The organism is Streptomyces sp. NPDC043427, assembly GCF_056436655.1.
This window is the reverse complement of sequence record NZ_JBWKCC010000010.1, coordinates 193,287-212,568: the sequence shown is the minus strand read 5'-3', so window position 1 is coordinate 212,568 and position 19,282 is coordinate 193,287. Positions and strand designations below refer to the sequence as shown.

The following is a 19,282-nucleotide window of genomic DNA, read 5'->3' as shown; positions in this document are numbered from 1 at the left end:
CCACCCGAAGGAAGAGGTGGCCATGTCGAACACAAAGAACACAGCACAGACACAGGATTCACGAAATAGCCGAAGTCGTGACGAACGGCGCGGTGAACCTCGTGATTCAGGGAACTCCGAACGTAAGGAAAAGCCCGTGGCGGACGACCGGCCCAGGCCCATGGAGGTGCTGCGGGACGCGCGCGCCCAGCTCACGGAGCTGACCGGCATGACCGCCGAGAGCGTCTCGTCCTTCGAGCAGACGGAGGACGGCTGGTCGCTGGAGGTCGAGGTCCTGGAGCTGGCCCGCGTGCCCGACACGATGAGCCTGATGGCGAGCTACCAGGTCGACCTCGACCCGCAGGGCCAGCTCACCGGCTACCGGCGCGTTCGCCGCTACGAACGCGGGCGGGCCGACTCACACCGGCCCGGCGGCCGCTAGGCCGCCCGCCCGCGACACCAACCGTTCCCGAGACCACAGACAAGGAGGCACGGTCGGCATGACCGTAGTCCCGGCACAGCAGACCGGCGGCGGAGGCGGCTCCAGCGGCCTCTACGACGTTCTGGAACTCGTCCTCGACAGGGGGCTGGTCATCGACGCGTTCGTGCGAGTCTCCCTCGTCGGCATCGAGATCCTGAAGATCGACGTACGGGTCGTCGTGGCCAGCGTCGACACCTACCTGCGCTTCGCCGAGGCGTGCAACCGCCTCGACCTCGAGGCCGGCCCCCGCAAGGACCCGGGCCTGCCCGACCTCGTCGGCGAGATCACCGAGTCCGGTGCGCGCGGCAAGTCCAAGGGGGCGCTGTCCGGCGCTGCCGAGACCATATCCGGCGCCTTCAAGGAGGCACGTGAGGAGGGCCAGACCGAGTCCAGGTCCGAATCCAGGCCGCGGACCCGCAAGTCCACGGCGTCGCGCCGGAAGGAGGGAGAGGAGTGAGCACGTACGTCTACGGCATCACCGCCGCTTCCCATCCGTCGCTGCCCGAGGGCATGGGCGGCGTGAGCGAGCTCCCCGTGCGCATCCTGAAGGAGGGTGAACTGGCGGCAGTCGTCAGCGACGCCCCCGAGGGGCTGCGGCCCAAGCGCAAGGAACTGCTGGCCCACCAGAACGTGCTCGCCGAGGCGGGCGGGGGCGGCTGCGTGCTGCCCATGCGGTTCGGCAGCGTCGCCCCGGACGACGACACCGTCACCGGAGTGCTGGGCGAACGCGCCGAGCACTACCTGGAGCGCCTGCGCACGCTGGACGGCAAGGTCGAGTACAACGTCAAGGCCACCCACGACGAGCAGGCCGTGCTGCACCGCGTGATGTCGGAGAGCCCGGAACTGCGGTCCCAGGCGGAGGCCAACCGCAAGGCGGGCGGCGGCACCTACGAGGATCGGCTGCGGCTCGGCGAGATGGTGGCGTCCGCGGTCAAGGCCCGCGAGGCCGACGACGCGGTGGACGTGCAGCACACCCTGGAACCGGCCGCCGCCGCGGTGAGCGTCGGCCCCGAGTCCACGGGCTGGCTCGCCAACGTGTCGTTCCTGGTGGAGCGCGACTCGGCTGAGAACTTCCTCGCCGCGGTGGAGCAGCTCCGCAAGGGCCACCCCCACCTCGAACTGAAGGTCAACGGCCCGCTGCCCCCGTACAGCTTCGTCGAGCCCGGCCCCGCCGAGCCCGCGGGCACCACGGCCGGCGCGGAGACCGCGGAGGAGTGAGTGGCATGGGGCTGATCTCGGAGGTGCTGCTGCTGCCGTTCGCACCGGTGCGCGGCAGCGCTTGGGCGATCAGACAGGTGCTGAGCGAGGCGGAACGGATCTACTACGACCCCGCCACGGTCCGGGCCGAACTCGCCCGCCTGGAAGAGCGGTTGGAGGCGGGTGAGATCGACGAGGACGAGTTCGACCGCCAGGAGGACGAGCTCCTCGACCGGCTGGAGACCGGCATGGGCGGGAGTACCGGAACAGGCGAGGGGACAGCGCGATGAACAGAGTGGGACTGGGCCTGGCGATAGGGGCCGGATACGTCCTCGGACGTACCAAGAAGATGAAAATGGCCATGGCGGTGGGTTCCCTCGTGGCCGGCAAGAAGATGAACCTGACCCCGAAGGGGATCGCGAACCTGCTCTCCGAGCAACTGCAGAACAACCCGCAGTTCAAGGAGATCGGCGACCAGCTGCGCCAGGACCTGAGCGGGGTCGGCAAAGCGGCCTCGGGCGCCATGGTCGAACGGCAGATGACCGCGCTCGCCGACCGGCTGCACGGCCGTACCGGCCAGGTCCGTGACCAGCTGGCGGGCGTGGTGCCGGGCGCGCAGGACTCCGACGACTCCGAGGACGAGGAGGAGCCCGAGGAGGCGACGGCCGAGGACGAGACCGAGGAGGACGAGGAACCGCAGGAGGAGGAGGCGACCGCCGAGGACGAGGAGCCGCAGGAGGAGGACGAGGAGGAGGACGAGGAGGAGCCGGAGCCGCCGCGCAAGGAGGCGGCGAAGAAGGCCGCCAAGAAGGCGCCCGCGAAGGCGCCTGCGAAGAAGTCAGCGGCGGGCAAGGCTCCGGCCAAGAAGGCGGCGGCCACGAAGACCACCGCGAAGAAGACGGCCGGCAGGAAGACCGCGGCGGCACGCGGCGGAGCGCGCCGGGCCGGCGGGCGACTGCCGAAGGGCGGCGGTGAATGATGACCGAGACCCTAGGAAACGCGCAGAACGCGGCGGGCAAGGCCACCGGCAAGGCGGCCGGCACGGCTACCGGCGCGGCGACGAACAACCCCCTCACCGGCCTCGCCCAGAGCGAGGCAGCCGACCGGCTCAAGGCGGAGGTGCAGGAGTACCTCGCCGCGCAGGCCCAGCGGGTGCTGGTCGGTGCGGGTCGCAAACTCGGCGCGACCACGGTCAAGCTCAACGACATCGCCGAGGGCAAGAGCCCGGGCTTCGCCAAGCTCGCCCTCGACGGCGGCCGCAAGCTCGCGGAGGGCAAGGGCCCCCTGCGCGCGGCGGCGGAGACCGGCGCCTCCCACATGAAGGACAAGGCGATGGGCGCGCTCAAGAATCTCTTCGGCGGCAAGGGCAAGCGCAAGGGCGGCGGAGGTCAGAAACCGACCGTCATCATGGAGTCCGTCGATGTCGCCGTCGACCTGCGAACCGCCTACGACCAGTGGACCCAGTACCAGGACTTCAGCACCTTCGCCAAGGGCGTCAAGAGCGCGAACCGCGCCGACGACACGCAGTCCGACTGGCAGCTCAAGGTGTGGTGGTCCAACCGCAGCTGGAAGGGCAAGACCACCGAGCAGATCCCCGACGACCGGATCTGCTGGACGTCGGAGGGCGCCAAGGGCACCACGCGAGGCGTCGTCTCCTTCCACCGGATCGCCGACCACCTCACCCGCGTCGTGCTGCTCATCGAGTACTACCCCTCGGGGTTCTTCGAGAAGACGGGCAACATCTGGCGCGCCCAGGGACGCCGTGCCCGGCTCGACCTGAAGAACTTCGCCCGCCACATCACCTTCAAGGGCGAGGCGGAGGACAGCTGGCGCGGCGAGATCCGCGACGGCGAGGTCGTCCAGAGCCACGAGGACGCCCTGGCCGCGGAGGAAGAGGAGCAGGAGGACTCCGAGGCGCGGGACGAGGAAGCGCCCGAGGAGGACGAGGAGGAGTACGAAGGCGAGGAAGAGGAGGAAGGCCCCTCCGCCGAGGACGAGAGCGAAGAGACCGACGAGTACGACGAGGAAGAGGCGCCGGAGGGAGAAGCGGAAGAAGCGGAAGAACCGGAAGAAGGGGAAGAGCCGGAGGAGGAGTACGAGTCCGAGAATGAGGACGAGTACGCCGACGCCGGGAGCCGGCGATGAGCATGCCCAGCAGAATGCCGGACCCCTACGGCCCGAGCAGCGGCTCCAACCTTGCCGACATCCTGGAGCGAGTGCTCGACAAGGGGATCGTCATCGCGGGCGACATCCGCATCAACCTGCTCGACATCGAACTCCTCACCGTCAAGCTCAGGCTCATCGTCGCCTCCGTCGACAAGGCGAAGGAGATGGGCATCGACTGGTGGGAGACCGACCCCGCGCTGTCCTCCCGCGCCCGCCGCGACGAACTCGCGCGCGAGAACGCCGAACTGCGTGAGCGGCTCGCCCGGCTGGACCAGTTGGAGGCCGGCCGCGCCGAGAGGGCCGAGAGGGCCGAGAGGACCGAGACGGCCGAGAAGAAGGAGGCCCCATGACGGGACTGCGGTACGTGTACGCCGTCTGCCGCCCCCTCGGTGCGCCGCTGCAGGCCGAACTGACGGGTGTGGCCGGTGCCCCCGCCAAGCTGCTGCCCCACCACGGACTGATCGCCGTGGTCAGCCACGTGCCCGAGCGCGACTTCGCGGAGAAGCCGCTCCACGCCCACCTGGAGGACCTCGACTGGCTGTCCGAGACCGCCAGGGCCCACCAGGGCGTGATCGACGCCCTCACCGTCGTCACCACGCCGCTGCCGCTGCGGCTCGGCACCGTCTTCCGGGACGACAGCGGCGTTCGCGTGATGATCGAGGCGCGCGAGGAGGAGTTCCGGCGCACCCTCGACCGGCTGGAGGGGCGCGTCGAGTGGGGCGTCAAGGTGTACGCCGAACCGGAGTCGCAGCCGACCGAGCAGCCGGCCGAGAAGGCGGCCTCGGGCCGGGACTACCTGCGGCAGCGCAGGCAGCGCGTGCGGGCGCACGAGGACCAGTGGCAGAAGGCGGAGGAGTTCGCGACCCGCCTGCACGAGACACTGTCCGCGTACGCCGAGGCCGCCAAACTGCACGCACCGCAGAACGCCGCTCTGTCCGGGGCCTCCGGGCGGAACGTGCTCAACGCCGCCTATCTGGTGCCGCGCCGGTATTCCGAGGAGTTCGTGGAACTGGTGGACCGCACCAAGGACGACCCGAGGGCCGAGGCCTCCGGGCTGCGCGTGGAACTCACCGGCCCCTGGGCCGCGTACTCGTTCGCGGGAGATCTCACGGAAGGCGCGCAAGAGTGACCGTCGTCGAACGCCGTGAGGTCGCCCTCGTGGACCTGCTCGACCGGCTGCTGGCCGGCGGCGTCGTCATCACGGGGGACATCACCCTGCGCATCGCGGACGTGGACCTCGTCCGCATCGACCTGAACGCGCTGATCAGCTCGGTGAACGAGCAGGTTCCTTCGCCGTGGGGGGAGTTGACATGACCGAGCGCCGCAACCGACTGGACCTCGAGCCCGACACGGTGGAGCGCGATCTTGTCAAACTCGTCCTCACCGTCGTGGAGCTGCTGCGTCAGCTGATGGAACGGCAGGCGCTGCGCCGGTTCGACTCGGGCGACCTGTCCGAGGAGCAGGAGGAGCGGATCGGGCTCACCCTGATGCTGCTCGACGACCGCATGACCGAGCTGCGCGACCGCTACGGTCTGCGGCCCGAGGACCTGAACCTGGACCTCGGGCCGCTCGGGCCCCTGCTTCCCAGGGAATGACCCCGCGTGTTCGGCCGGGGGCGGGCTACTTCCGGCAGAGGATCTCTCCGTGCAGGACGCTGAACCAGCCGTCCTCGCGCCGGCCCCACTCCCGCCACGCCCGCGACACGGCCCGCAGCTGCTCCTCGCTCGCGTGGCCGCCCTCCGTGGCCCGCCGCGCGTACTCCGACGCCAGCGTGCGGTCGGCCCACAGCCCGCTCCACCACTCCCGCTCCTCGGCTGTGGCGAACGTCCAGGTGCCGGAGGTGGACGTGACGTCCGTGAACCCCGCTTTCAGTGCCCACGACTTCAGCCGGCGTCCGGCGTCGGGCTCGCCGCCGTTGGCGCGGGCCACCCGGCGGTACAGGTCCAGCCAGCCGTCCATGCCCGCCGACTCCGGGTACCAGGTCATCGCCGCGTAGTCCGAGTCGCGGACCGCGACGATCCCGCCGGGCTTGGTGACCCGCCGCATCTCGCGCAGCGCCTGCACCGGGTCGCCGACGTGCTGGAGCACCTGGTGGGCGTGGACCACGCAGAACGAGTCGTCGGGGAAGTCCAGGGCATGGACGTCGGCGACCGCGAAGTCCACGTTCGTCAGACCCCGCTCCGCGGCCGTGGCCCGCGCCCGCTCGAGGATCCCCTCCGCGTGGTCGACGCCGGTGACGTGTCCCTCGGGCACCAGGGCGGCCAGGTCGGCCGTGATGGTGCCCGGACCGCAGCCGACGTCCAGGATCTTCATATGGGGCTTGAGCGAGCCGAGCAGGTAGGCCGCCGAGTTGGCGGCCGTCCGCCAGGTGTGCGACCGCAGTACGGACTCGTGGTGGCCGTGCGTGTAGACAGCGGTCTCCCGGGCTTTCGGCATGGCTGTGCCCTTCTCCTCGTACCGGACCCCGGACTCCGGGGGAGTCCGGGTGACATGCTCCACGGTACGCGGACGGCCGAATGCTGAGACCATTTGTTTTGCCATTTGGACTGACGAAGTGTCAGCCCAGTGCGAGGGGCCGGTACACCGTCAGAGCCTGCGGCAGCTTCTCCAGCGTCACGTCGCCCTGCACCTCGGTGACTTCGCCGTCGTGCGCGAGGAGCGTGCCGGGCGCCACGTCGTTCAGCCGGAGCCGGCCGACCTGGACCGCCGCATGCACGGGGGAACGGGTCAGCGGACCCGCGACCGCGGCCGCGAACAACCGCAGCGCGGGCCTGCGCCCGCCGTGCACCACCCGGACGTCCAGCTTCCCGTCCGCCAGATCGACACGGCGACCGGGGGCGAGACCCATGCGGTGGTACGTGCCGTTGCCCGCGAACAGCATCCACAACGGGTGGGCACGGCCGCCCACTTCGGCCTCCAGCGGATGACGGTCGGCGCGCAGCACCCGCAGCGCCGCCAGCACCCCGGCCGGCCAGCCCCCGATCCGCCCCGACCAGCGCTCCCGCTCGCGCACCAGCTCCGGATACACACCCAGACTGCATGTGTTGAGGAAGACGCCCTGCCGGGCCCCGCAGATGAACCGGCCCAGGTCCACCCGCACGCCCTCGCCGCCCCGCACGGCCCGGGCCAGGTCCCGCACGTCCTCCACGCTCAGGTCGAGGGCGAAGTGGTTGAGGGTGCCGCCCGGCGCGACGGCCAGCGGCAGCCCGGTGCGCAGGGCGACCTCGGCGGCCGTGTTCACCGTGCCGTCGCCCCCGCACACACCGAGCACCCGCGCGCGGGCCGCCGCCTTCTCCAACTCGGCCCGCACGTCCCGCGGTTCGCACTCGACGACCTCCGCCAGCGGCAGCGCGTCCCGCAGCGCCCGCACCCGGTCGGCGGTGCCCGCGCCGGTGTTGGCGACGACCACCAGACCCGCGCCGTCGGGCAACGCCGGCACCTCGGTGCGGGGCCGGGCCGGCGGTGCGACCTGCGCGCGGGTCGGCACCATGGCCCGTACGGCGAACGCGGCGCCCGCGCCCAGAGCGGCCCCCGTGAGGACGTCGCTCGGGAAGTGCACGCCCGTGTAGACGCGGGACATCGCCACCGAGAACGCCACCGGAGCCACCACCGCACCCCAGGCCGGGGACTCCAGGGCCACGCCGGCCGCGAAGGCCGCCGCCGACGCCGAGTGCCCCGAGGGGAACGACGTGGTGATCGGCTGCCGCTTCAGTCGGCGCACCAGCGGCACCGGGTCCAGGACGGGCCGGGGGCGGCGCACCGAACGCTTGCCGAGGGTGTTGATGGTGAGCGAGGCCAGGCTGAGGGAGGCGAGCCCGCGGGCGGCCGCCCGGCGGGCCCGGGGCGTGCGGACCGCCGCCATCGCGGCCGCCGTCGCGAACCACAGCACACCGTGGTTCGCGCTCCGGCTCAGCCGCGGCAGGACGCGCTCGGCACCGGGCCAGCGACGCTCGGCGGCGAACTCGAACACCTGGTTGTCCAGGGCGAGCAGGCGGCGGCGAAAGGGGTGCGGTCCGGGTTGCGGGACCGTGAGGTCGACGTCAGGGCTCATACCGTGGCGGGTACCCTGAAGTGGCCGCTCCTTGTCCGGGCTTCATCTCCCCGTGTCATGCCCGGGGCGTCAACAGCACGGAGGATCACCGCATGCGTCTGCTGCTCGTCCGCCACGGCCAGACCCCCACGAACGTGGACTACCTCCTGGACACCGCCGTGCCCGGACCGGGCCTGACCGCCCTCGGCGAACAACAGGCCGCGAAGCTCCCCGAGGTCCTCGCCGGTGAGGACGTCGAGGCCCTCTACGCCTCCACCCTGATCCGCACCCAGCTCACCGCCGCCCCGCTGGCCGCCGCCCGCGGCCTCGACGTCCTCGTCCGGGACGGCATCCGCGAGATCTCCGCGGGCGACCTGGAGATGCAGCCCGGCGAGTCGGAGCAGGGAGAGCTCTACATGCGGACCGTGTTCGCCTGGGCGGCCGGGGACACCGCACGGCGGATGCCGGGCGGCGAGAGCGGTGCCGAGGTCCTCGCGCGCTACGACTCCGTCGTCGCGGAGGCCGCCGCGAGCGGGGCCGCGACGGTCGCCATGATCAGCCACGGCGCGGCGATCCGCATGTGGTCGGCCGCCCGCGCGGACAACGTCGACGTGCCCTTCGCCGCCGCCCACCGCCTCGACAACACCGGCGTCGTGGTCCTGGAGGGCTCGCCGTCCGACGGCTGGAAGGCCCTGTCGTGGGCGGGTGCGACGGTCGCCCTCGCGGGCGAGGGCGGCCCGGCAGGGCAGCCGCTGGACACCAGCGGATAAGAGTTTGCCCGGCCGGTCCGGGCACCTTCAGAATGCGCTGCATGGGACATCTGGAAGCCGCGCACCTCGAGTACTACCTCCCCGACGGGAGGGCCCTGCTCGGCGATGTGTCGTTCCGGGTGGGCGAAGGCGCCGTCGTGGCGCTCGTCGGACCCAACGGCGCCGGCAAGACGACCTTGCTGCGCCTGATCTCCGGCGAACTGAAACCGCACGGCGGCAGCGTCACCGTGGGCGGCGGGCTCGGCGTGATGCGCCAGTTCGTGGGATCCGTACGGGACGAGACGACCGTACGCGACCTGCTCGTGTCCGTCGCGCCGCCCCGCATCCGTGAGGCCGCGAAGGCCGTCGACGAGGCGGAGCACGCCATCATGACCGTCGACGACGAGGCCGCTCAGCTGCGGTACGCGCAGGCGCTGGCCGACTGGGCGGAGGCGCGCGGGTACGAGGCGGAGACGCTGTGGGACATGTGCACGATGGCCGCGCTCGGGGTGCCGTACGACAAGGCGCAGTTCCGGGAGGTCCGTACCCTCTCCGGCGGTGAGCAGAAGCGGCTCGTGCTGGAGGCGCTGCTGCGCGGCACCGACGAGGTGCTGCTGCTCGACGAGCCCGACAACTACCTCGACGTGCCCGGCAAGCGGTGGCTGGAGGAGCGGCTGAAGGAGACCCGCAAGACGGTCCTGTTCGTCTCCCACGACCGCGAACTCCTCGCCCGTGCCGCCGAGAAGATCGTCTCCGTGGAGCCCGGTCCCGCCGGTGCCGACGCCTGGGTGCACGGCGGTGGCTTCGCCACCTTCCACGACGCCCGCCGTGAACGCTTCGCCCGCTTCGAGGAGTTGCGCAAGCGGTGGGACGAGAAGCACGCGCAGCTGAAGAAGCTGGTGCTGAACCTCCGTCAGGCGGCCTCCATCAGCCCGGACATGGCGTCCCGCTATCAGGCCGCGCAGACCCGGCTGCGCAAGTTCGAGGAGGCCGGACCGCCGCCCGAGCCGCCGCGCGAGCAGGACATCAAGATGCGCCTCAAGGGCGGCCGCACCGGCGTGCGCGCCGTCACCTGCCAGAGCCTCGAGCTGACCGGCCTGATGAAACCCTTCGACCTGGAGGTCTTCTACGGCGAACGCGTCGCCGTCCTCGGCTCCAACGGCTCCGGCAAGTCGCACTTCCTGCGTCTGCTCGCCGGCGACGACGTGGCGCACACGGGACAGTGGAAGCTCGGAGCGCGTGTCGTGCCCGGGCACTTCGCCCAGACCCACGCGCACCCCGAGCTGGAGGGCCGCACCCTCCTGGACATCCTCTGGAAGGAGCACGCCCAGGACCGGGGCGCGGCCATGTCCCGGCTGCGCCGCTACGAGCTGACCCAGCAGGCCGAGCAGAGCTTCGACCGTCTCTCCGGCGGCCAGCAGGCCCGTTTCCAGATCCTGCTGCTCGAACTCCAGGGGGTCACCGCCCTGCTCCTCGACGAGCCGACCGACAACCTCGACCTGGAGTCCGCCGAGGCACTCCAGGAGGGCCTGGAGGCCTTCGAGGGCACGGTCCTCGCCGTCACCCACGACCGCTGGTTCGCCCGCTCCTTCGACCGCTACCTCGTCTTCGGCAGCGACGGCCGGGTCCGTGAGACATCGGAGCCGGTCTGGGACGAACGACGGGTGGAGCGGGTCCGCTAGTCTTCGCCCCGCAGGTGGGGCGCCCCGCACGGGGCGCCCCACCTGCGGGGCTGCTTACGCGTGCGACTCCGCCGCGCGGGCGCGACGGGCCACGACGGACCCGCGGCCGGGAACGACGGGCACGGTTACTTCCAGCGGAGCAGTGCTCCCAAGCCGCCGACCGGAGCCTCGTCCGACGCCGTGGGCACCGAGAGGGCCGGCGCGTCCGTGGCCACCGCGGAACGCACCAGCGCGTCGTCCGCGCGGGCCGCCCACGAGTGCTGCTCGCCGAGGGCCTTCAGCTCCGTACGGCGTACGGCGAGCTGGTCCGGGTCCTCACCGATCCACACCTCGCGGTGCGCGTCCGGGCCGTCCGTGCGGATCAACAACTCGTCGATACGGTGCTCACGCGCCGCCTCGACCAGCGCGGGCACGCCCTCCACCGCACCGGCCTGCCCCTCGGCGTCCGGGGCGCGGGCGGCCAGGAACCGCTCCAGTTCGGCCTGCGTCCGCCGGCGCACGTGCTCGGCGCGGGCCTCCTCCACCTCCTCGTCGAGAAGCCTGCTGCCGGTGCCGTGGGTCAGCTCGACCACGCGGTCGTGCAGCCGCTGTGGCAGCCGATCGTGCACGGACCGTCGCTCCCGGTCGTCGCCGACCAGGATCAGCAGGTCGGCCCGCGTCTCCTCCTGGCAGACGGTGAGCGCGTCGGCGATCTCCGCCGCGTTGTGCTCCCAGGTGTTCTCCACCTTCAGCTGGAAGTGCCGCTCCGACCAGTCGGTCGTGGACGTGCGGTGCATGGGCCACTGCCGTCCGGTGACCGACCCGGCCTTCTGGCTGCCCAGCGCGCTGCGCAGCTCGAAGTCGGCGCCCCTGCGGTCGACGTAGGCCACCACGCAGATCGGTTCCTGGTCGGCCAGGTCCAGCAGGGGGGTGACCCTGGGCAGCGGCGCCCACTCGGCCCAGCTGCCCTGGGGTGCCTTGGCCAGGGGCGGGTCGAGGACCACCTGGCCCGCCCGGGCGAACAGGGCCCGCCCGTGTGGCTCGGGGGAGTGCCGCAGTTCCTCCACGGCGTCCTCCACGGCTCGGCAGGTGGCGTCGTCGGCGCCCTGGCCGGCCAGTTCCCGGGCCAGCGCGGCGGCGGTGAGATGTCGTTCGTGGGGGGTGCTCTCCGTGTGGCGGGAGGTGTCGACATATACAGAGGCCCAAGGGCCGGATTGTTCGTACAGTGGATGCAGGAAAGCGAGATCCATGGCTCCCTCCCGGATGCCGCTCGTGGGTAGTGCTCCCGGGCGGGTACCCGAACCGCATGAACGAACACGACGAGCGGGACATCACGATGACCGGAGTCGAACCCGACCGGCTGGACGACCAGCAGCTCATGAAAGAGCTGGAGACGATCCACCGCACGCGCCACGACACCCTCCTGCACGGCTCGAACGACGCGTTGCGGGCCCACAACGAGCGCATGGCGCAACTGGAGGGCGAGTACCTGCGCCGCAACCCGCGCCGCTTCGTCGCCCAGGGCCGCACCCGCGAGGGCGCCCGCGAACGCGGCAGGGAACAGCACGAACTGGTGGGCAAGTGGGGCCGGGGAGCCGGCGGCGAGGGAGCGACGAACGGCCCCGGCGGGAAGTGAACCCGCCGGGGCCGCACGCCGTACGAGCCGGTGTGGCCCGATGGCTGTCGTGGTTCAGCCGCGCACCGGCGGCCGGTCCCAGTGCCGGTGCTGGGCGATCGCGTCCACGAACGCCTGGATGAACTCCGGGCTCGCCGCCCCGGGCGAGGTGTCCGTCACGACACCCCGGTCGCTCACCGCCCGGTGGAACTCGGTCGACACCGCGAGCCCCTCGGGCTCCAGCGCCGCCACCACGCGCACACCGGAGCCGAGCGCGGCGACGGGCTTGCCGTGCCGGTAGGCGTCCCGTACGAAGCGCATCGCGTCCGGATCGGTAGCCGTCGGCGGCGTGTCCACCGGCCCGCCGGGCACCAGGACGGCGTCGTACAACACGGAGGCGACGGTCGGCAGTGCACGGTCGACCGCATACGTCTCACCGTCGGCACCCGTCACGGTGCCGTCCGTGTCCGCCAGCGCCTCCACGATCGCCCCCTCCGCGGCGAGCGCCTCACGCACCGAGGTGACCTGTTCGGCGTCCACCCCGTCGCTGACGAGCACCGCGATCTGACGGGTGCGGATCGAGCCGTCCCCGTGCAGTGACTCCGCGTCCAGGCTGAGGGCGGGGGAGGCGAGCTTGTGCGCCGCCTGACTCCCGGAGGGTTCCGGCACCCCGACGCCCCGGGCCACCGCGGCGGCCAACTCGCCGTCCACCTTCGCCAGTTCCTCCACCGTACGGGCCCGTACCGTGCGCGCGTCGACCTTGCCCAGCTCGAAGCGGAACGCCTCGACGATGTGCTGCTTCTCCCAGTCCGCCATGCTGTTCCAGAACAGCGCCGCCTGGCTGTGGTGGTCCTTGAAGCTCTCGCTGCGCTGCCTGATCTTGCGGCCGTCGACCCGCTCGGCGTAGTGCCGGTAGGCCTCGGGATCGCCGCCCGCGTGGGCCGGGCAGCCGCCGCCGAGGGAGTTGGGGAAGTAGTTCGTGCCCCGGTGGATCGTGCTCTGGTGGTAGCCGTCGCGCTGGTTGTTGCGTACCGGCGCCACCGGCCGGTTCACCGGCAGCTGGGAGAAGTTGGGTCCGCCCAGCCGGATCAACTGCGTGTCCAGGTAGGAGAAGTTGCGGGCCTGGAGCAGCGGATCGTTGGTGAAGTCGATGCCCGGCACCACGTTCGCGGTGTGGAAGGCGACCTGTTCGGTCTCCGCGAAGAAGTTCTCCGGGTTGCGGTTCAGCACCATCCGGCCGATCGGCCGCACCGGCACCTGCTCCTCCGGGATGATCTTCGTCGCGTCGAGCAGGTCGAAGTCGAAGGAGAACTCGTCCTCCTCCGGCACCAGTTGGACGCCGAGCTCCCACTCCGGGTACTCACCGGCCTCGATCGCGTCCCACAGGTCACGCCGGTTGAAGTCCGGGTCGCGGCCCTGGCACTCCTGCGCCTCGTCCCACACCAGCGAGTGCACGCCCAGCTTCGGCTTCCAGTGGAACTTCACGAACGTGCCCTTCCCCTCCGCGTTCACGAAGCGGAAGGTGTGCACGCCGAAGCCCTGCATCATGCGGTAGCTGCGCGGGATCGCCCGGTCCGACATCAGCCACATGATCGCGTGCAGCGTCTCCGGCTGGAGCGACACGAAGTCCCACAGCGAGTCGTGCGCAGACGCGCCGGTGGGGATGTCGTTGTGCGGCTCCGGCTTCACCGCGTGCACGAAGTCGGGGAACTTGATGCCGTCCTGGATGAAGAAGACCGGGAAGTTGTTCCCGACCAGGTCGTAATTGCCCTCCGACGTGTAGAACTTGGTCGCGAAGCCGCGCACGTCCCGCACGGTGTCCGCCGAGCCCTTCGGACCCTGCACTGTCGAGAACCGCACGAACACCGGCGTGCGCACCGACGGATCCTGCAGGAAGGCCGCGCGGGTGAACTCCGCGCAGGACTCGTACGGTTCGAAGTAGCCGTACGCGCCCGCGCCCCGCGCGTGCACCACCCGTTCCGGGATCCGCTCGTGGTCGAAGCGGGTGAGCTTCTCCCGGAAGTGGAAGTCCTCCATCAGCGTCGGACCACGCTCGCCGGCGGCCAGCGAGTCGTCGGTGTGGTCGACCACCACACCCTGGTCGGTGGTCAGCGGCCCGCCGGCCGGATCGGCCGCCCGGTGGGCCTCGCGCTGCTCCTGCTTGCGCTCGTCCGGAGCAGTCATCAAGCGCCCTCCTGTGCGAACACGTCGAGGAACGCCTCGCAGAACGCCTTCAGATCGTCCGGCTTGCGGCTGGTGACCAGCTTGTTCGGTCCGTGGTCGCAGATCTGCACCTGCTCGTCCACCCAGGAGCCGCCCGCGTTGCGGATGTCCGTCCGCAGGCTCGGCCACGAGGTCAGCACCCGGCCCCGTACGACGTCCGCCTCGACCAGCGTCCACGGGGCGTGGCAGATCGCGGCGACCGGGCGGCCCCGCTCGAAGAAGGCCTGCACGAACGCGACGGCCTTCTCGTCCGTGCGCAGGAAGTCCGGGTTCGCCACCCCGCCCGGCAGGACAAGGCCGCCGAACGAGTCGGCCGCCGTCTCGCCGACGACCTCGTCCACGGGGAACGTGTCCGCCTTGTCCAGGTGGTTGAAGGCCTGGATCTCACCCGACTGCGTGGACACCAGCACCGGCTGGTGGCCCGCGTCCTTCGCGGCCTGCCAGGGATCGGTGAGTTCCACCTGTTCGACGCCCTCGGGGGCCACCAGGAATGCGATGCGCATGTTCTTCACGTCCTTTCGGTCATCGGCCTTGCGGTGCACGCCAACGGGCCGCGTCACCCTTGGCGTGCCTCTTCTTGCGGCGGGCGGTGCGCAGGCAACGCAGCAGCTCCTCGCCGTACGGCAGGGCCACACACGTGCCGATCGCCACCGCGATCCCCGCGAGATACCCGGGCGACAGCGGGCGCCGGCGCGGCACGAGACGCCAGGCGTCCGGATCGCCCCGTCCGCCGCGCGCCAGGGACTTCACCTGGTCGGCGTGCAGGCACATCAACGAGGCCAGGGCGGCGAACGGCAGCGACTCCAGGAAGCTGTGGATGTGCTGCTCGATCGGCTTGACCTCGCGGTCGCTCTGCACGGCCGTACGTACGTCCCACAGCGCGGTCGCCTCGTGCGTCGCGGCCCCCGCCAGCTGCAACGACAGCAGCAGAGGGTTGACCTCGTAGCGCAGGGTGAGCGCGATCGGGAGACCGACCTCGGCCATCATCAGCGAGTGGATCAGGGACTCCTTCGTCCCGGCCGTCTCCTCGATGCGGGTGCGCCTGTGCATCGCCCAGTCGGCGAGCCCCGGCACGAACCAGCTGGGCAGCAGCCCGTAGAGCAGGTAGCGCGTCGTGGCGTCGCCGACGTCGACCTTGGTGCCGGTCGCGGCGATCTCGGCGGCCTGGTCCCGCCTCATGCGCGGCCCCGGTTGTCCGCGCCGGCCCGGCTGATGTCGGCGAGCGCCGAGTCCGGGTCCCGCGCCAGCGCCAGGTCGCCCAGGCTGACGATGCCGACGGGCCGGCCGTCCTCGACGACCGGCAACCGGCGTACCGCGTGCTCCCGCATCAGCTCCACCGCCGCGGCCGCCGAGTCGTCCGGGCCGACCACGACCGGGTGCGGGCTGCACACGGCCTCGGCGGACACCGCCAGCGGGTCGACACCCTCGGCCACCGCGCGCACCGTGATGTCACGGTCGGTGAGCACCCCGACGACCCGCCAGTCGTCGGCGACGAGGACGTCCCCGATGTCCCGCGCCCGCATCAGCTGGGCCGCCTCGACGAGTGAGGCGCCGGGACGCACGGTGATCACGCCCGGTGTCATGACGTCGCGCACGGACTCCGTCCTCACCGCGAGCCCTCCTGCCCGCCCCGGCCGGGCGTCGTGAGCGCCTCCGCCAGGGCCTGCACATTGGGGTAGCGCGCCGAGCGCGGCAGGTCCCGCACCGCGTCGACCATCTCGTCCGGAGCGTTCTTGCTGCGCAGAACGCCGGTCAGCTCGCCCGGGCTCGCCGGGAAGGAGCTGCGGCCCAGGACTCGGGCCAGCTCCAGACGCACCGACTCCAGGGAGGCGTGCGCACTCCCCGGCGCCACAGGGCCGCGCCACACCTCCGGGTCGTCGTCGGCGGTCGGCTCCGGGTCGTGCCACTCCTCCGTCCGCGTGGGGTGCCCAGACCGGAGCAGCCCCTGCAGTTCGTGCTTCATTTCCTCGTCCCGGTGGACGCTCAGCCGGTCGCTGCCTCGCTGCATTTCTCCCTCCAGAGCTTCGGGGGTGGGCCACCGCGTACCCGAGGAGCGGACGCCGACACGGGGATTACCGGCCGGATCGGCACGGGGTCCCCCGTACGGATCAACCCGGGGTTTGTCGGGCGGATCGAGGGAGACCCGGCTCACACCCCCCACGGACCTCCTGGGGAAGGACGGACGATGGAGCTGCTCGCTGTGATCACCCCGGTCCTGATGCTCGGCGTCGTGCTGGCACTGGGCCGCTACGAGGAGATGCTGCTGCCGGCCGAGAAACCCGCCGAGGAGGAGGCGACGCGTCCCGCGCCGCCCCTGGCGCGGCCTACTTCTGCTTCTTCTCCCGCCCCGGCAGGAACTCCTGCACCTTCGCCTTGAGTCCCTGCTTCACCATCGAGGCCCCGTCCGCGTCGCCCTTCAGGATCGACGCGGCCGTGGCCTCCATCTGGTCCCAGGTCGCGTGCGGCGGGATCGGCGGCACCGCCGGGTCGGTGAGGAACTCCACCACCGCCGGGCCGTCCGCCTCCAGCGCGGTACGCCAGCCCGCCTCGACGTCCTCCGGCTTCTCCACCCGTACCCCGGTCAGCCCGAGGGAGCGGGCGAACGCCGCGTACTGCACGTCGGGGAGCTCCTGCGAGGGCAGGAAGGACGGGGCGCCCTCCATGGCCCGCATCTCCCAGGTGACCTGATTGAGGTCGTGGTTGTTCCACACGGCGAACACCAGCCGCGGGTCCTCCCAGAGGTCCCGGTACTTCGCCGCCGTGATCAGCTCCGCCAACCCGTTCATCTGCATCGCGCCGTCCCCGACCAGCGCGATCACCGGCCGGTCCGGATGGGCGAACTTCGCACCGATGGCGTACGGCACCCCGCAGCCCATCGTCGCCAGCGTCCCCGACAGCGAGCCGCGCATGCCGGGCCGCATCGTCAGGTGCCGTGCGTACCAGTTCGCCACCGACCCCGAGTCCGAGGTGACGATCGCGTTCCCCGGCAGCAGCGGATCCAGGGCGCGCGCCACGTACTCCGGGTTGATCGGGTGGGCCGACTGCTGTGCCCGCCGCTCCATCACCTCGTGCCAGCGCCGTACGTTGTCGCACACCGTGTCGTACCACTCGCGGCCGCGCTCCTCGCCCCGGATCATCGGGATCAGCCGCTGCAGCGTCGCCTGCGCGTCGCCGACGAGATTCACCTCGTACGGATAGCGCATCCCGATCATGTGCGGGTCGATGTCGATCTGCACCCCGCGCGCCTTGCCGAACTCCGGCATGAACTGCGTGTACGGGAAGGACGAGCCGATCGTCAGCAGGGTGTCGCAGTCGCGCATCAGCTCGTACGACGGGCGGGTGCCCAGCAGGCCGATCGAGCCGGTGACGTACGGCAGTTCGTCGCTCAGCGTGTCCTTGCCGAGCAGAGCCTTCGCGACGCCCGCGCCGAGCAGTTCGGCGAGCTGCTCCACCTCCTGCCGCGCGCCGGCCGCGCCCTGGCCGACCAGGATCGCCACCTTGTCACCGGAGTTGAGGATCTCCGCCGCCCGCTCGATGGACTCCTCGTCCGGCACCGCGGTCCACTTGCTGCTGTTCAGGCTGGACGGCACCATCTTGAACTCGTGCGTGGGCGGCGAGTAGTCCAGCTCCTGCACGTCGCCGGGGATGATGACCGCCGTGGGGGCGCGGCGCGCGTACGCGGTGCGGATCGCCCGGTCGAGGACGTTCGGCAGCTGCTCGGGGACCGTCACCGTCTCCACGAAGTCGGAGGCGACGTCCTTGAACAGCGTGTGCAGGTCCACCTCCTGCTGGTACGAGCCGCCCATCGCCGTGCGATGCGTCTGGCCGACGATCGCGAGCACCGGGACGTGGTCCAGCTTCGCGTCGTACAGGCCGTTGAGGAGGTGGATCGCGCCGGGCCCGGACGTCGCCGTACACACCCCCAGACGGCCGCTGAACTTGGCGTAGCCGACCGCCTCGAACGCGGACATCTCCTCGTGGCGCGACTGGATGAAACGCGGCTGGTTCTCGGCCCGGCCCCAGGCCGCGAGCAGCCCGTTGATGCCGTCACCCGGATAGCCGAAGACACTCTCCACACCCCACTCGCGCAGGCGTTCGAGGATGTGGTCGGACACCTTCGTGCTCATACGGACCTCCCGGTCGTGACGTACGTCCTGGCACGTCCCGAGTCACCCCCGCCGCGAACCGAAAACCTGCGGGGGTGTTTGCGGGCAGGGGCGGGGGGCAGGCGCGGAATCAGTGCTTCGGACAGGAGGCACGTCCGTGGGAAAGCGGCGTTTTCCGCAGCGCTTTCTGCAGCCCCCGGTCCATCTGTCCGGGCTGCGCGCGCTCCCACGCTGACCGTCCACAGAGCACCCTTCATAGGGAGATGCGACGCACCATGCGAAACCGAGCGAGCGTGAAGCAGCACCCCCACGACGACGCCCCCGACACCTCGGAGGCGTTCCGCAAGCTCGCCACGCTCCCCCCGGGTCAGCAGCGCGACACCCTCCGGGACCAGATCATCGAAGCCTGGCTGCCCATGGCCGAACGGCTCGCCGGACGCTTCCGCAGCCGTGGCGAGAGCTACGAGGACCTCCGCCAGGTCGCCTTCCTGGGCCTGGTCAAGGCCGTCGACCGCTACGACCCCGAGCGCGGCAACGCGTTCGAGAGCTACGCCGTCCCCACCGTCACCGGTGAGATCAAGCGGCACTTCCGCGACCACATGTGGACCCTGCATGTACCGCGCCGGGTGCAGGACCTGCGCAACCGCGTGCGGTTCGCCTGCCAGGAACTGTCCCAGTCCGTCTCCGACCGCCGGCCCAGCATCGCCGAGATCGCCGCACACGCGAACATGAGCGAGGAGGACGTCAAGGTCGGCCTGGAGGCGCTGGAGAGCTTCACCGCGCTGTCCCTCGATGCGGAACTGCCGGGCAGCGAGGACGGATACTCCCTCAGTGACGCGCTCGGCTCGCCCGATCCGGCACTGGACACGGTCGTGGACCGGGAGGCCGTCAAGCCGCGGCTCGCCGCGCTGCCCGAGCGGGAGCGGACGATCCTCTACATGCGGTTCTTCGGCGACATGACGCAGAGCAAGATCGCTGAACAGTTGGGCATCTCGCAGATGCACGTGTCCCGGCTGATCAGCCGGTGCTGCGACCGGCTGCGGGACCAGGTGATGCACGACGTGGCCTGAGCGTC

24 protein-coding genes are annotated in these 19,282 nt (G+C 71.2%); 15 read left to right on the top strand and 9 right to left on the bottom strand.

From position 1 onward, the window contains the following. Positions 1-22: 22 nt before the first annotated feature. Genes AC067M_RS19295 through AC067M_RS19250 form a run of 10 tightly spaced genes read left to right on the top strand, consistent with a single transcriptional unit; the run spans position 23 to position 5,418 of the window. Complete coding sequence (locus AC067M_RS19295; protein WP_478698188.1) at positions 23-421, top strand: gas vesicle protein GvpO; 399 nt, start codon at positions 23-25, stop codon at positions 419-421. Between the two features lie 58 nt (positions 422-479). Next, positions 480-917 (top strand): gas vesicle structural protein GvpA, encoded by a 438-nt coding sequence (locus AC067M_RS19290; RefSeq protein WP_478698187.1) that lies wholly within the window; start codon positions 480-482, stop codon positions 915-917. After that, complete coding sequence (locus AC067M_RS19285) at positions 914-1,678, top strand: GvpL/GvpF family gas vesicle protein (RefSeq protein ID WP_478698186.1); 765 nt, start codon at positions 914-916, stop codon at positions 1,676-1,678. Before AC067M_RS19290 ends, AC067M_RS19285 begins: the two co-directional genes overlap by 4 nt. 5 nt (positions 1,679-1,683) lie before the next feature. Beyond that, the gene (locus AC067M_RS19280) at positions 1,684-1,947 is read left to right on the top strand and encodes a gas vesicle protein GvpG (RefSeq protein ID WP_478698185.1); all 264 of its coding nucleotides are present in this window, start codon (positions 1,684-1,686) and stop codon (positions 1,945-1,947) included. Continuing rightward, complete coding sequence (locus AC067M_RS19275; protein ID WP_478698184.1) at positions 1,944-2,636, top strand: DNA primase; 693 nt, start codon at positions 1,944-1,946, stop codon at positions 2,634-2,636. The genes AC067M_RS19280 and AC067M_RS19275 overlap by 4 nt, the downstream gene beginning before the upstream one ends. Beyond that, entirely contained in the window at positions 2,636-3,802 is a 1,167-nt protein-coding gene (locus AC067M_RS19270) for an SRPBCC family protein (protein ID WP_478698228.1), read from the top strand. The genes AC067M_RS19275 and AC067M_RS19270 overlap by 1 nt, the downstream gene beginning before the upstream one ends. Continuing rightward, positions 3,799-4,173 (top strand): gas vesicle protein, encoded by a 375-nt coding sequence (locus AC067M_RS19265; protein ID WP_478698183.1) that lies wholly within the window; start codon positions 3,799-3,801, stop codon positions 4,171-4,173. Before AC067M_RS19270 ends, AC067M_RS19265 begins: the two co-directional genes overlap by 4 nt. Beyond that, positions 4,170-4,952: a GvpL/GvpF family gas vesicle protein gene (locus AC067M_RS19260; protein ID WP_478698182.1), complete on the top strand. Its 783-nt coding sequence runs from the start codon at positions 4,170-4,172 to the stop codon at positions 4,950-4,952. The genes AC067M_RS19265 and AC067M_RS19260 overlap by 4 nt, the downstream gene beginning before the upstream one ends. Further along, on the top strand, positions 4,949-5,137 hold the full coding sequence (locus tag AC067M_RS19255; protein WP_006376647.1) for a gas vesicle protein: 189 nt from the start codon (positions 4,949-4,951) through the stop codon (positions 5,135-5,137). The genes AC067M_RS19260 and AC067M_RS19255 overlap by 4 nt, the downstream gene beginning before the upstream one ends. After that, on the top strand, positions 5,134-5,418 hold the full coding sequence (locus AC067M_RS19250) for a gas vesicle protein K (RefSeq protein WP_478698181.1): 285 nt from the start codon (positions 5,134-5,136) through the stop codon (positions 5,416-5,418). Before AC067M_RS19255 ends, AC067M_RS19250 begins: the two co-directional genes overlap by 4 nt. A 25-nt stretch (positions 5,419-5,443) precedes the next feature. Here AC067M_RS19250 and AC067M_RS19245 read toward each other — a convergent pair whose 3' ends face one another. Both AC067M_RS19245 and AC067M_RS19240 read right to left on the bottom strand, forming a co-directional pair. Next, positions 5,444-6,259 (bottom strand): class I SAM-dependent methyltransferase, encoded by an 816-nt coding sequence (locus AC067M_RS19245; protein WP_478698180.1) that lies wholly within the window; start codon positions 6,257-6,259, stop codon positions 5,444-5,446. 121 nt (positions 6,260-6,380) lie between these two features. Next, a complete protein-coding gene (locus tag AC067M_RS19240) occupies positions 6,381-7,874 on the bottom strand; it encodes a phosphatase PAP2 family protein (RefSeq protein WP_478698179.1) in 1,494 nt (497 codons plus the stop codon). Positions 7,875-7,966: 92 nt separating this feature from the next. Between AC067M_RS19240 and AC067M_RS19235 the strand changes: the two genes are divergently transcribed. Both AC067M_RS19235 and AC067M_RS19230 read left to right on the top strand, forming a co-directional pair. After that, positions 7,967-8,623 (top strand): histidine phosphatase family protein, encoded by a 657-nt coding sequence (locus AC067M_RS19235; protein ID WP_478698178.1) that lies wholly within the window; start codon positions 7,967-7,969, stop codon positions 8,621-8,623. A gap of 41 nt (positions 8,624-8,664) precedes the next feature. Continuing rightward, the gene (locus AC067M_RS19230) at positions 8,665-10,284 is read left to right on the top strand and encodes an ABC-F family ATP-binding cassette domain-containing protein (protein ID WP_478698177.1); all 1,620 of its coding nucleotides are present in this window, start codon (positions 8,665-8,667) and stop codon (positions 10,282-10,284) included. A gap of 125 nt (positions 10,285-10,409) precedes the next feature. Here AC067M_RS19230 and AC067M_RS19225 read toward each other — a convergent pair whose 3' ends face one another. Next, on the bottom strand, positions 10,410-11,513 hold the full coding sequence (locus AC067M_RS19225; protein WP_478698176.1) for a baeRF2 domain-containing protein: 1,104 nt from the start codon (positions 11,511-11,513) through the stop codon (positions 10,410-10,412). A 56-nt stretch (positions 11,514-11,569) separates the two neighbouring features. On the opposite strand from AC067M_RS19225, the gene AC067M_RS19220 reads away from it, so the two are divergent. After that, on the top strand, positions 11,570-11,899 hold the full coding sequence (locus AC067M_RS19220; protein WP_478698175.1) for a DUF6158 family protein: 330 nt from the start codon (positions 11,570-11,572) through the stop codon (positions 11,897-11,899). 54 nt (positions 11,900-11,953) lie between these two features. On the opposite strand, the gene AC067M_RS19215 is transcribed toward AC067M_RS19220, so the two are convergent. From AC067M_RS19215 to AC067M_RS19195, 5 genes are read right to left on the bottom strand one after another with little or no spacing between them, the layout of a single operon-like run. Next, positions 11,954-14,062, bottom strand: a complete 2,109-nt coding sequence (locus AC067M_RS19215) for a catalase (RefSeq protein ID WP_478698174.1) — start codon at positions 14,060-14,062, stop codon at positions 11,954-11,956. After that, positions 14,062-14,604: a type 1 glutamine amidotransferase domain-containing protein gene (locus tag AC067M_RS19210; protein WP_478698173.1), complete on the bottom strand. Its 543-nt coding sequence runs from the start codon at positions 14,602-14,604 to the stop codon at positions 14,062-14,064. The genes AC067M_RS19215 and AC067M_RS19210 overlap by 1 nt, the downstream gene beginning before the upstream one ends. A 19-nt stretch (positions 14,605-14,623) precedes the next feature. After that, a complete protein-coding gene (locus AC067M_RS19205; RefSeq protein WP_478698172.1) occupies positions 14,624-15,280 on the bottom strand; it encodes a diguanylate cyclase in 657 nt (218 codons plus the stop codon). Continuing rightward, the gene (locus AC067M_RS19200) at positions 15,277-15,684 is read right to left on the bottom strand and encodes a CBS domain-containing protein (RefSeq protein WP_478698227.1); all 408 of its coding nucleotides are present in this window, start codon (positions 15,682-15,684) and stop codon (positions 15,277-15,279) included. Before AC067M_RS19200 ends, AC067M_RS19205 begins: the two co-directional genes overlap by 4 nt. A 23-nt stretch (positions 15,685-15,707) precedes the next feature. After that, positions 15,708-16,109, bottom strand: coding sequence for a DUF2795 domain-containing protein (locus tag AC067M_RS19195; RefSeq protein ID WP_478698171.1), 402 nt, complete (start codon positions 16,107-16,109; stop codon positions 15,708-15,710). A gap of 177 nt (positions 16,110-16,286) precedes the next feature. On the opposite strand from AC067M_RS19195, the gene AC067M_RS19190 reads away from it, so the two are divergent. Further along, positions 16,287-16,478, top strand: a complete 192-nt coding sequence (locus AC067M_RS19190) for a hypothetical protein (protein ID WP_478698170.1) — start codon at positions 16,287-16,289, stop codon at positions 16,476-16,478. Here the strand turns inward: AC067M_RS19190 and AC067M_RS19185 are convergent. Continuing rightward, the gene (locus AC067M_RS19185) at positions 16,426-18,228 is read right to left on the bottom strand and encodes a thiamine pyrophosphate-requiring protein (RefSeq protein ID WP_478698169.1); all 1,803 of its coding nucleotides are present in this window, start codon (positions 18,226-18,228) and stop codon (positions 16,426-16,428) included. The genes AC067M_RS19190 and AC067M_RS19185 overlap by 53 nt on opposite strands. A 254-nt stretch (positions 18,229-18,482) precedes the next feature. Here AC067M_RS19185 and AC067M_RS19180 point away from each other — a divergent pair, with 254 nt between their 5' ends. Next, the gene (locus tag AC067M_RS19180) at positions 18,483-19,277 is read left to right on the top strand and encodes an RNA polymerase sigma factor SigF (RefSeq protein WP_478698168.1); all 795 of its coding nucleotides are present in this window, start codon (positions 18,483-18,485) and stop codon (positions 19,275-19,277) included. Positions 19,278-19,282 lie beyond the last annotated feature (5 nt).

Excerpts from the sequence above, each read along its gene's own strand:
- AC067M_RS19265 (WP_478698183.1), top strand. The coding sequence starts at position 3,799 with ATGAGCATGCCCAGCAGAATGCCGGACCCCTACGGCCCGAGCAGCGGC.
- AC067M_RS19260 (WP_478698182.1), top strand. The coding sequence starts at position 4,170 with ATGACGGGACTGCGGTACGTGTACGCCGTCTGCCGCCCCCTCGGTGCG.
- AC067M_RS19250 (WP_478698181.1), top strand. The coding sequence starts at position 5,134 with ATGACCGAGCGCCGCAACCGACTGGACCTCGAGCCCGACACGGTGGAG.
- AC067M_RS19195 (WP_478698171.1), bottom strand. The coding sequence starts at position 16,109 with ATGCAGCGAGGCAGCGACCGGCTGAGCGTCCACCGGGACGAGGAAATG.
- AC067M_RS19290 (WP_478698187.1), top strand. The coding sequence starts at position 480 with ATGACCGTAGTCCCGGCACAGCAGACCGGCGGCGGAGGCGGCTCCAGC.
- AC067M_RS19270 (WP_478698228.1), top strand. The coding sequence starts at position 2,636 with ATGACCGAGACCCTAGGAAACGCGCAGAACGCGGCGGGCAAGGCCACC.
- AC067M_RS19180 (WP_478698168.1), top strand. The coding sequence starts at position 18,483 with ATGCGAAACCGAGCGAGCGTGAAGCAGCACCCCCACGACGACGCCCCC.
- AC067M_RS19190 (WP_478698170.1), top strand. The coding sequence starts at position 16,287 with ATGGAGCTGCTCGCTGTGATCACCCCGGTCCTGATGCTCGGCGTCGTG.
- AC067M_RS19210 (WP_478698173.1), bottom strand. The coding sequence starts at position 14,604 with ATGCGCATCGCATTCCTGGTGGCCCCCGAGGGCGTCGAACAGGTGGAA.
- AC067M_RS19245 (WP_478698180.1), bottom strand. The coding sequence starts at position 6,259 with ATGCCGAAAGCCCGGGAGACCGCTGTCTACACGCACGGCCACCACGAG.
- AC067M_RS19185 (WP_478698169.1), bottom strand. The coding sequence starts at position 18,228 with ATGAGCACGAAGGTGTCCGACCACATCCTCGAACGCCTGCGCGAGTGG.
- AC067M_RS19295 (WP_478698188.1), top strand. The coding sequence starts at position 23 with ATGTCGAACACAAAGAACACAGCACAGACACAGGATTCACGAAATAGC.
- AC067M_RS19220 (WP_478698175.1), top strand. The coding sequence starts at position 11,570 with ATGAACGAACACGACGAGCGGGACATCACGATGACCGGAGTCGAACCC.
- AC067M_RS19225 (WP_478698176.1), bottom strand. The coding sequence starts at position 11,513 with ATGGATCTCGCTTTCCTGCATCCACTGTACGAACAATCCGGCCCTTGG.
- AC067M_RS19235 (WP_478698178.1), top strand. The coding sequence starts at position 7,967 with ATGCGTCTGCTGCTCGTCCGCCACGGCCAGACCCCCACGAACGTGGAC.
- AC067M_RS19275 (WP_478698184.1), top strand. The coding sequence starts at position 1,944 with ATGAACAGAGTGGGACTGGGCCTGGCGATAGGGGCCGGATACGTCCTC.
- AC067M_RS19240 (WP_478698179.1), bottom strand. The coding sequence starts at position 7,874 with ATGAGCCCTGACGTCGACCTCACGGTCCCGCAACCCGGACCGCACCCC.
- AC067M_RS19205 (WP_478698172.1), bottom strand. The coding sequence starts at position 15,280 with ATGAGGCGGGACCAGGCCGCCGAGATCGCCGCGACCGGCACCAAGGTC.
- AC067M_RS19200 (WP_478698227.1), bottom strand. The coding sequence starts at position 15,684 with ATGACACCGGGCGTGATCACCGTGCGTCCCGGCGCCTCACTCGTCGAG.
- AC067M_RS19280 (WP_478698185.1), top strand. The coding sequence starts at position 1,684 with ATGGGGCTGATCTCGGAGGTGCTGCTGCTGCCGTTCGCACCGGTGCGC.
- AC067M_RS19230 (WP_478698177.1), top strand. The coding sequence starts at position 8,665 with ATGGGACATCTGGAAGCCGCGCACCTCGAGTACTACCTCCCCGACGGG.
- AC067M_RS19215 (WP_478698174.1), bottom strand. The coding sequence starts at position 14,062 with ATGACTGCTCCGGACGAGCGCAAGCAGGAGCAGCGCGAGGCCCACCGG.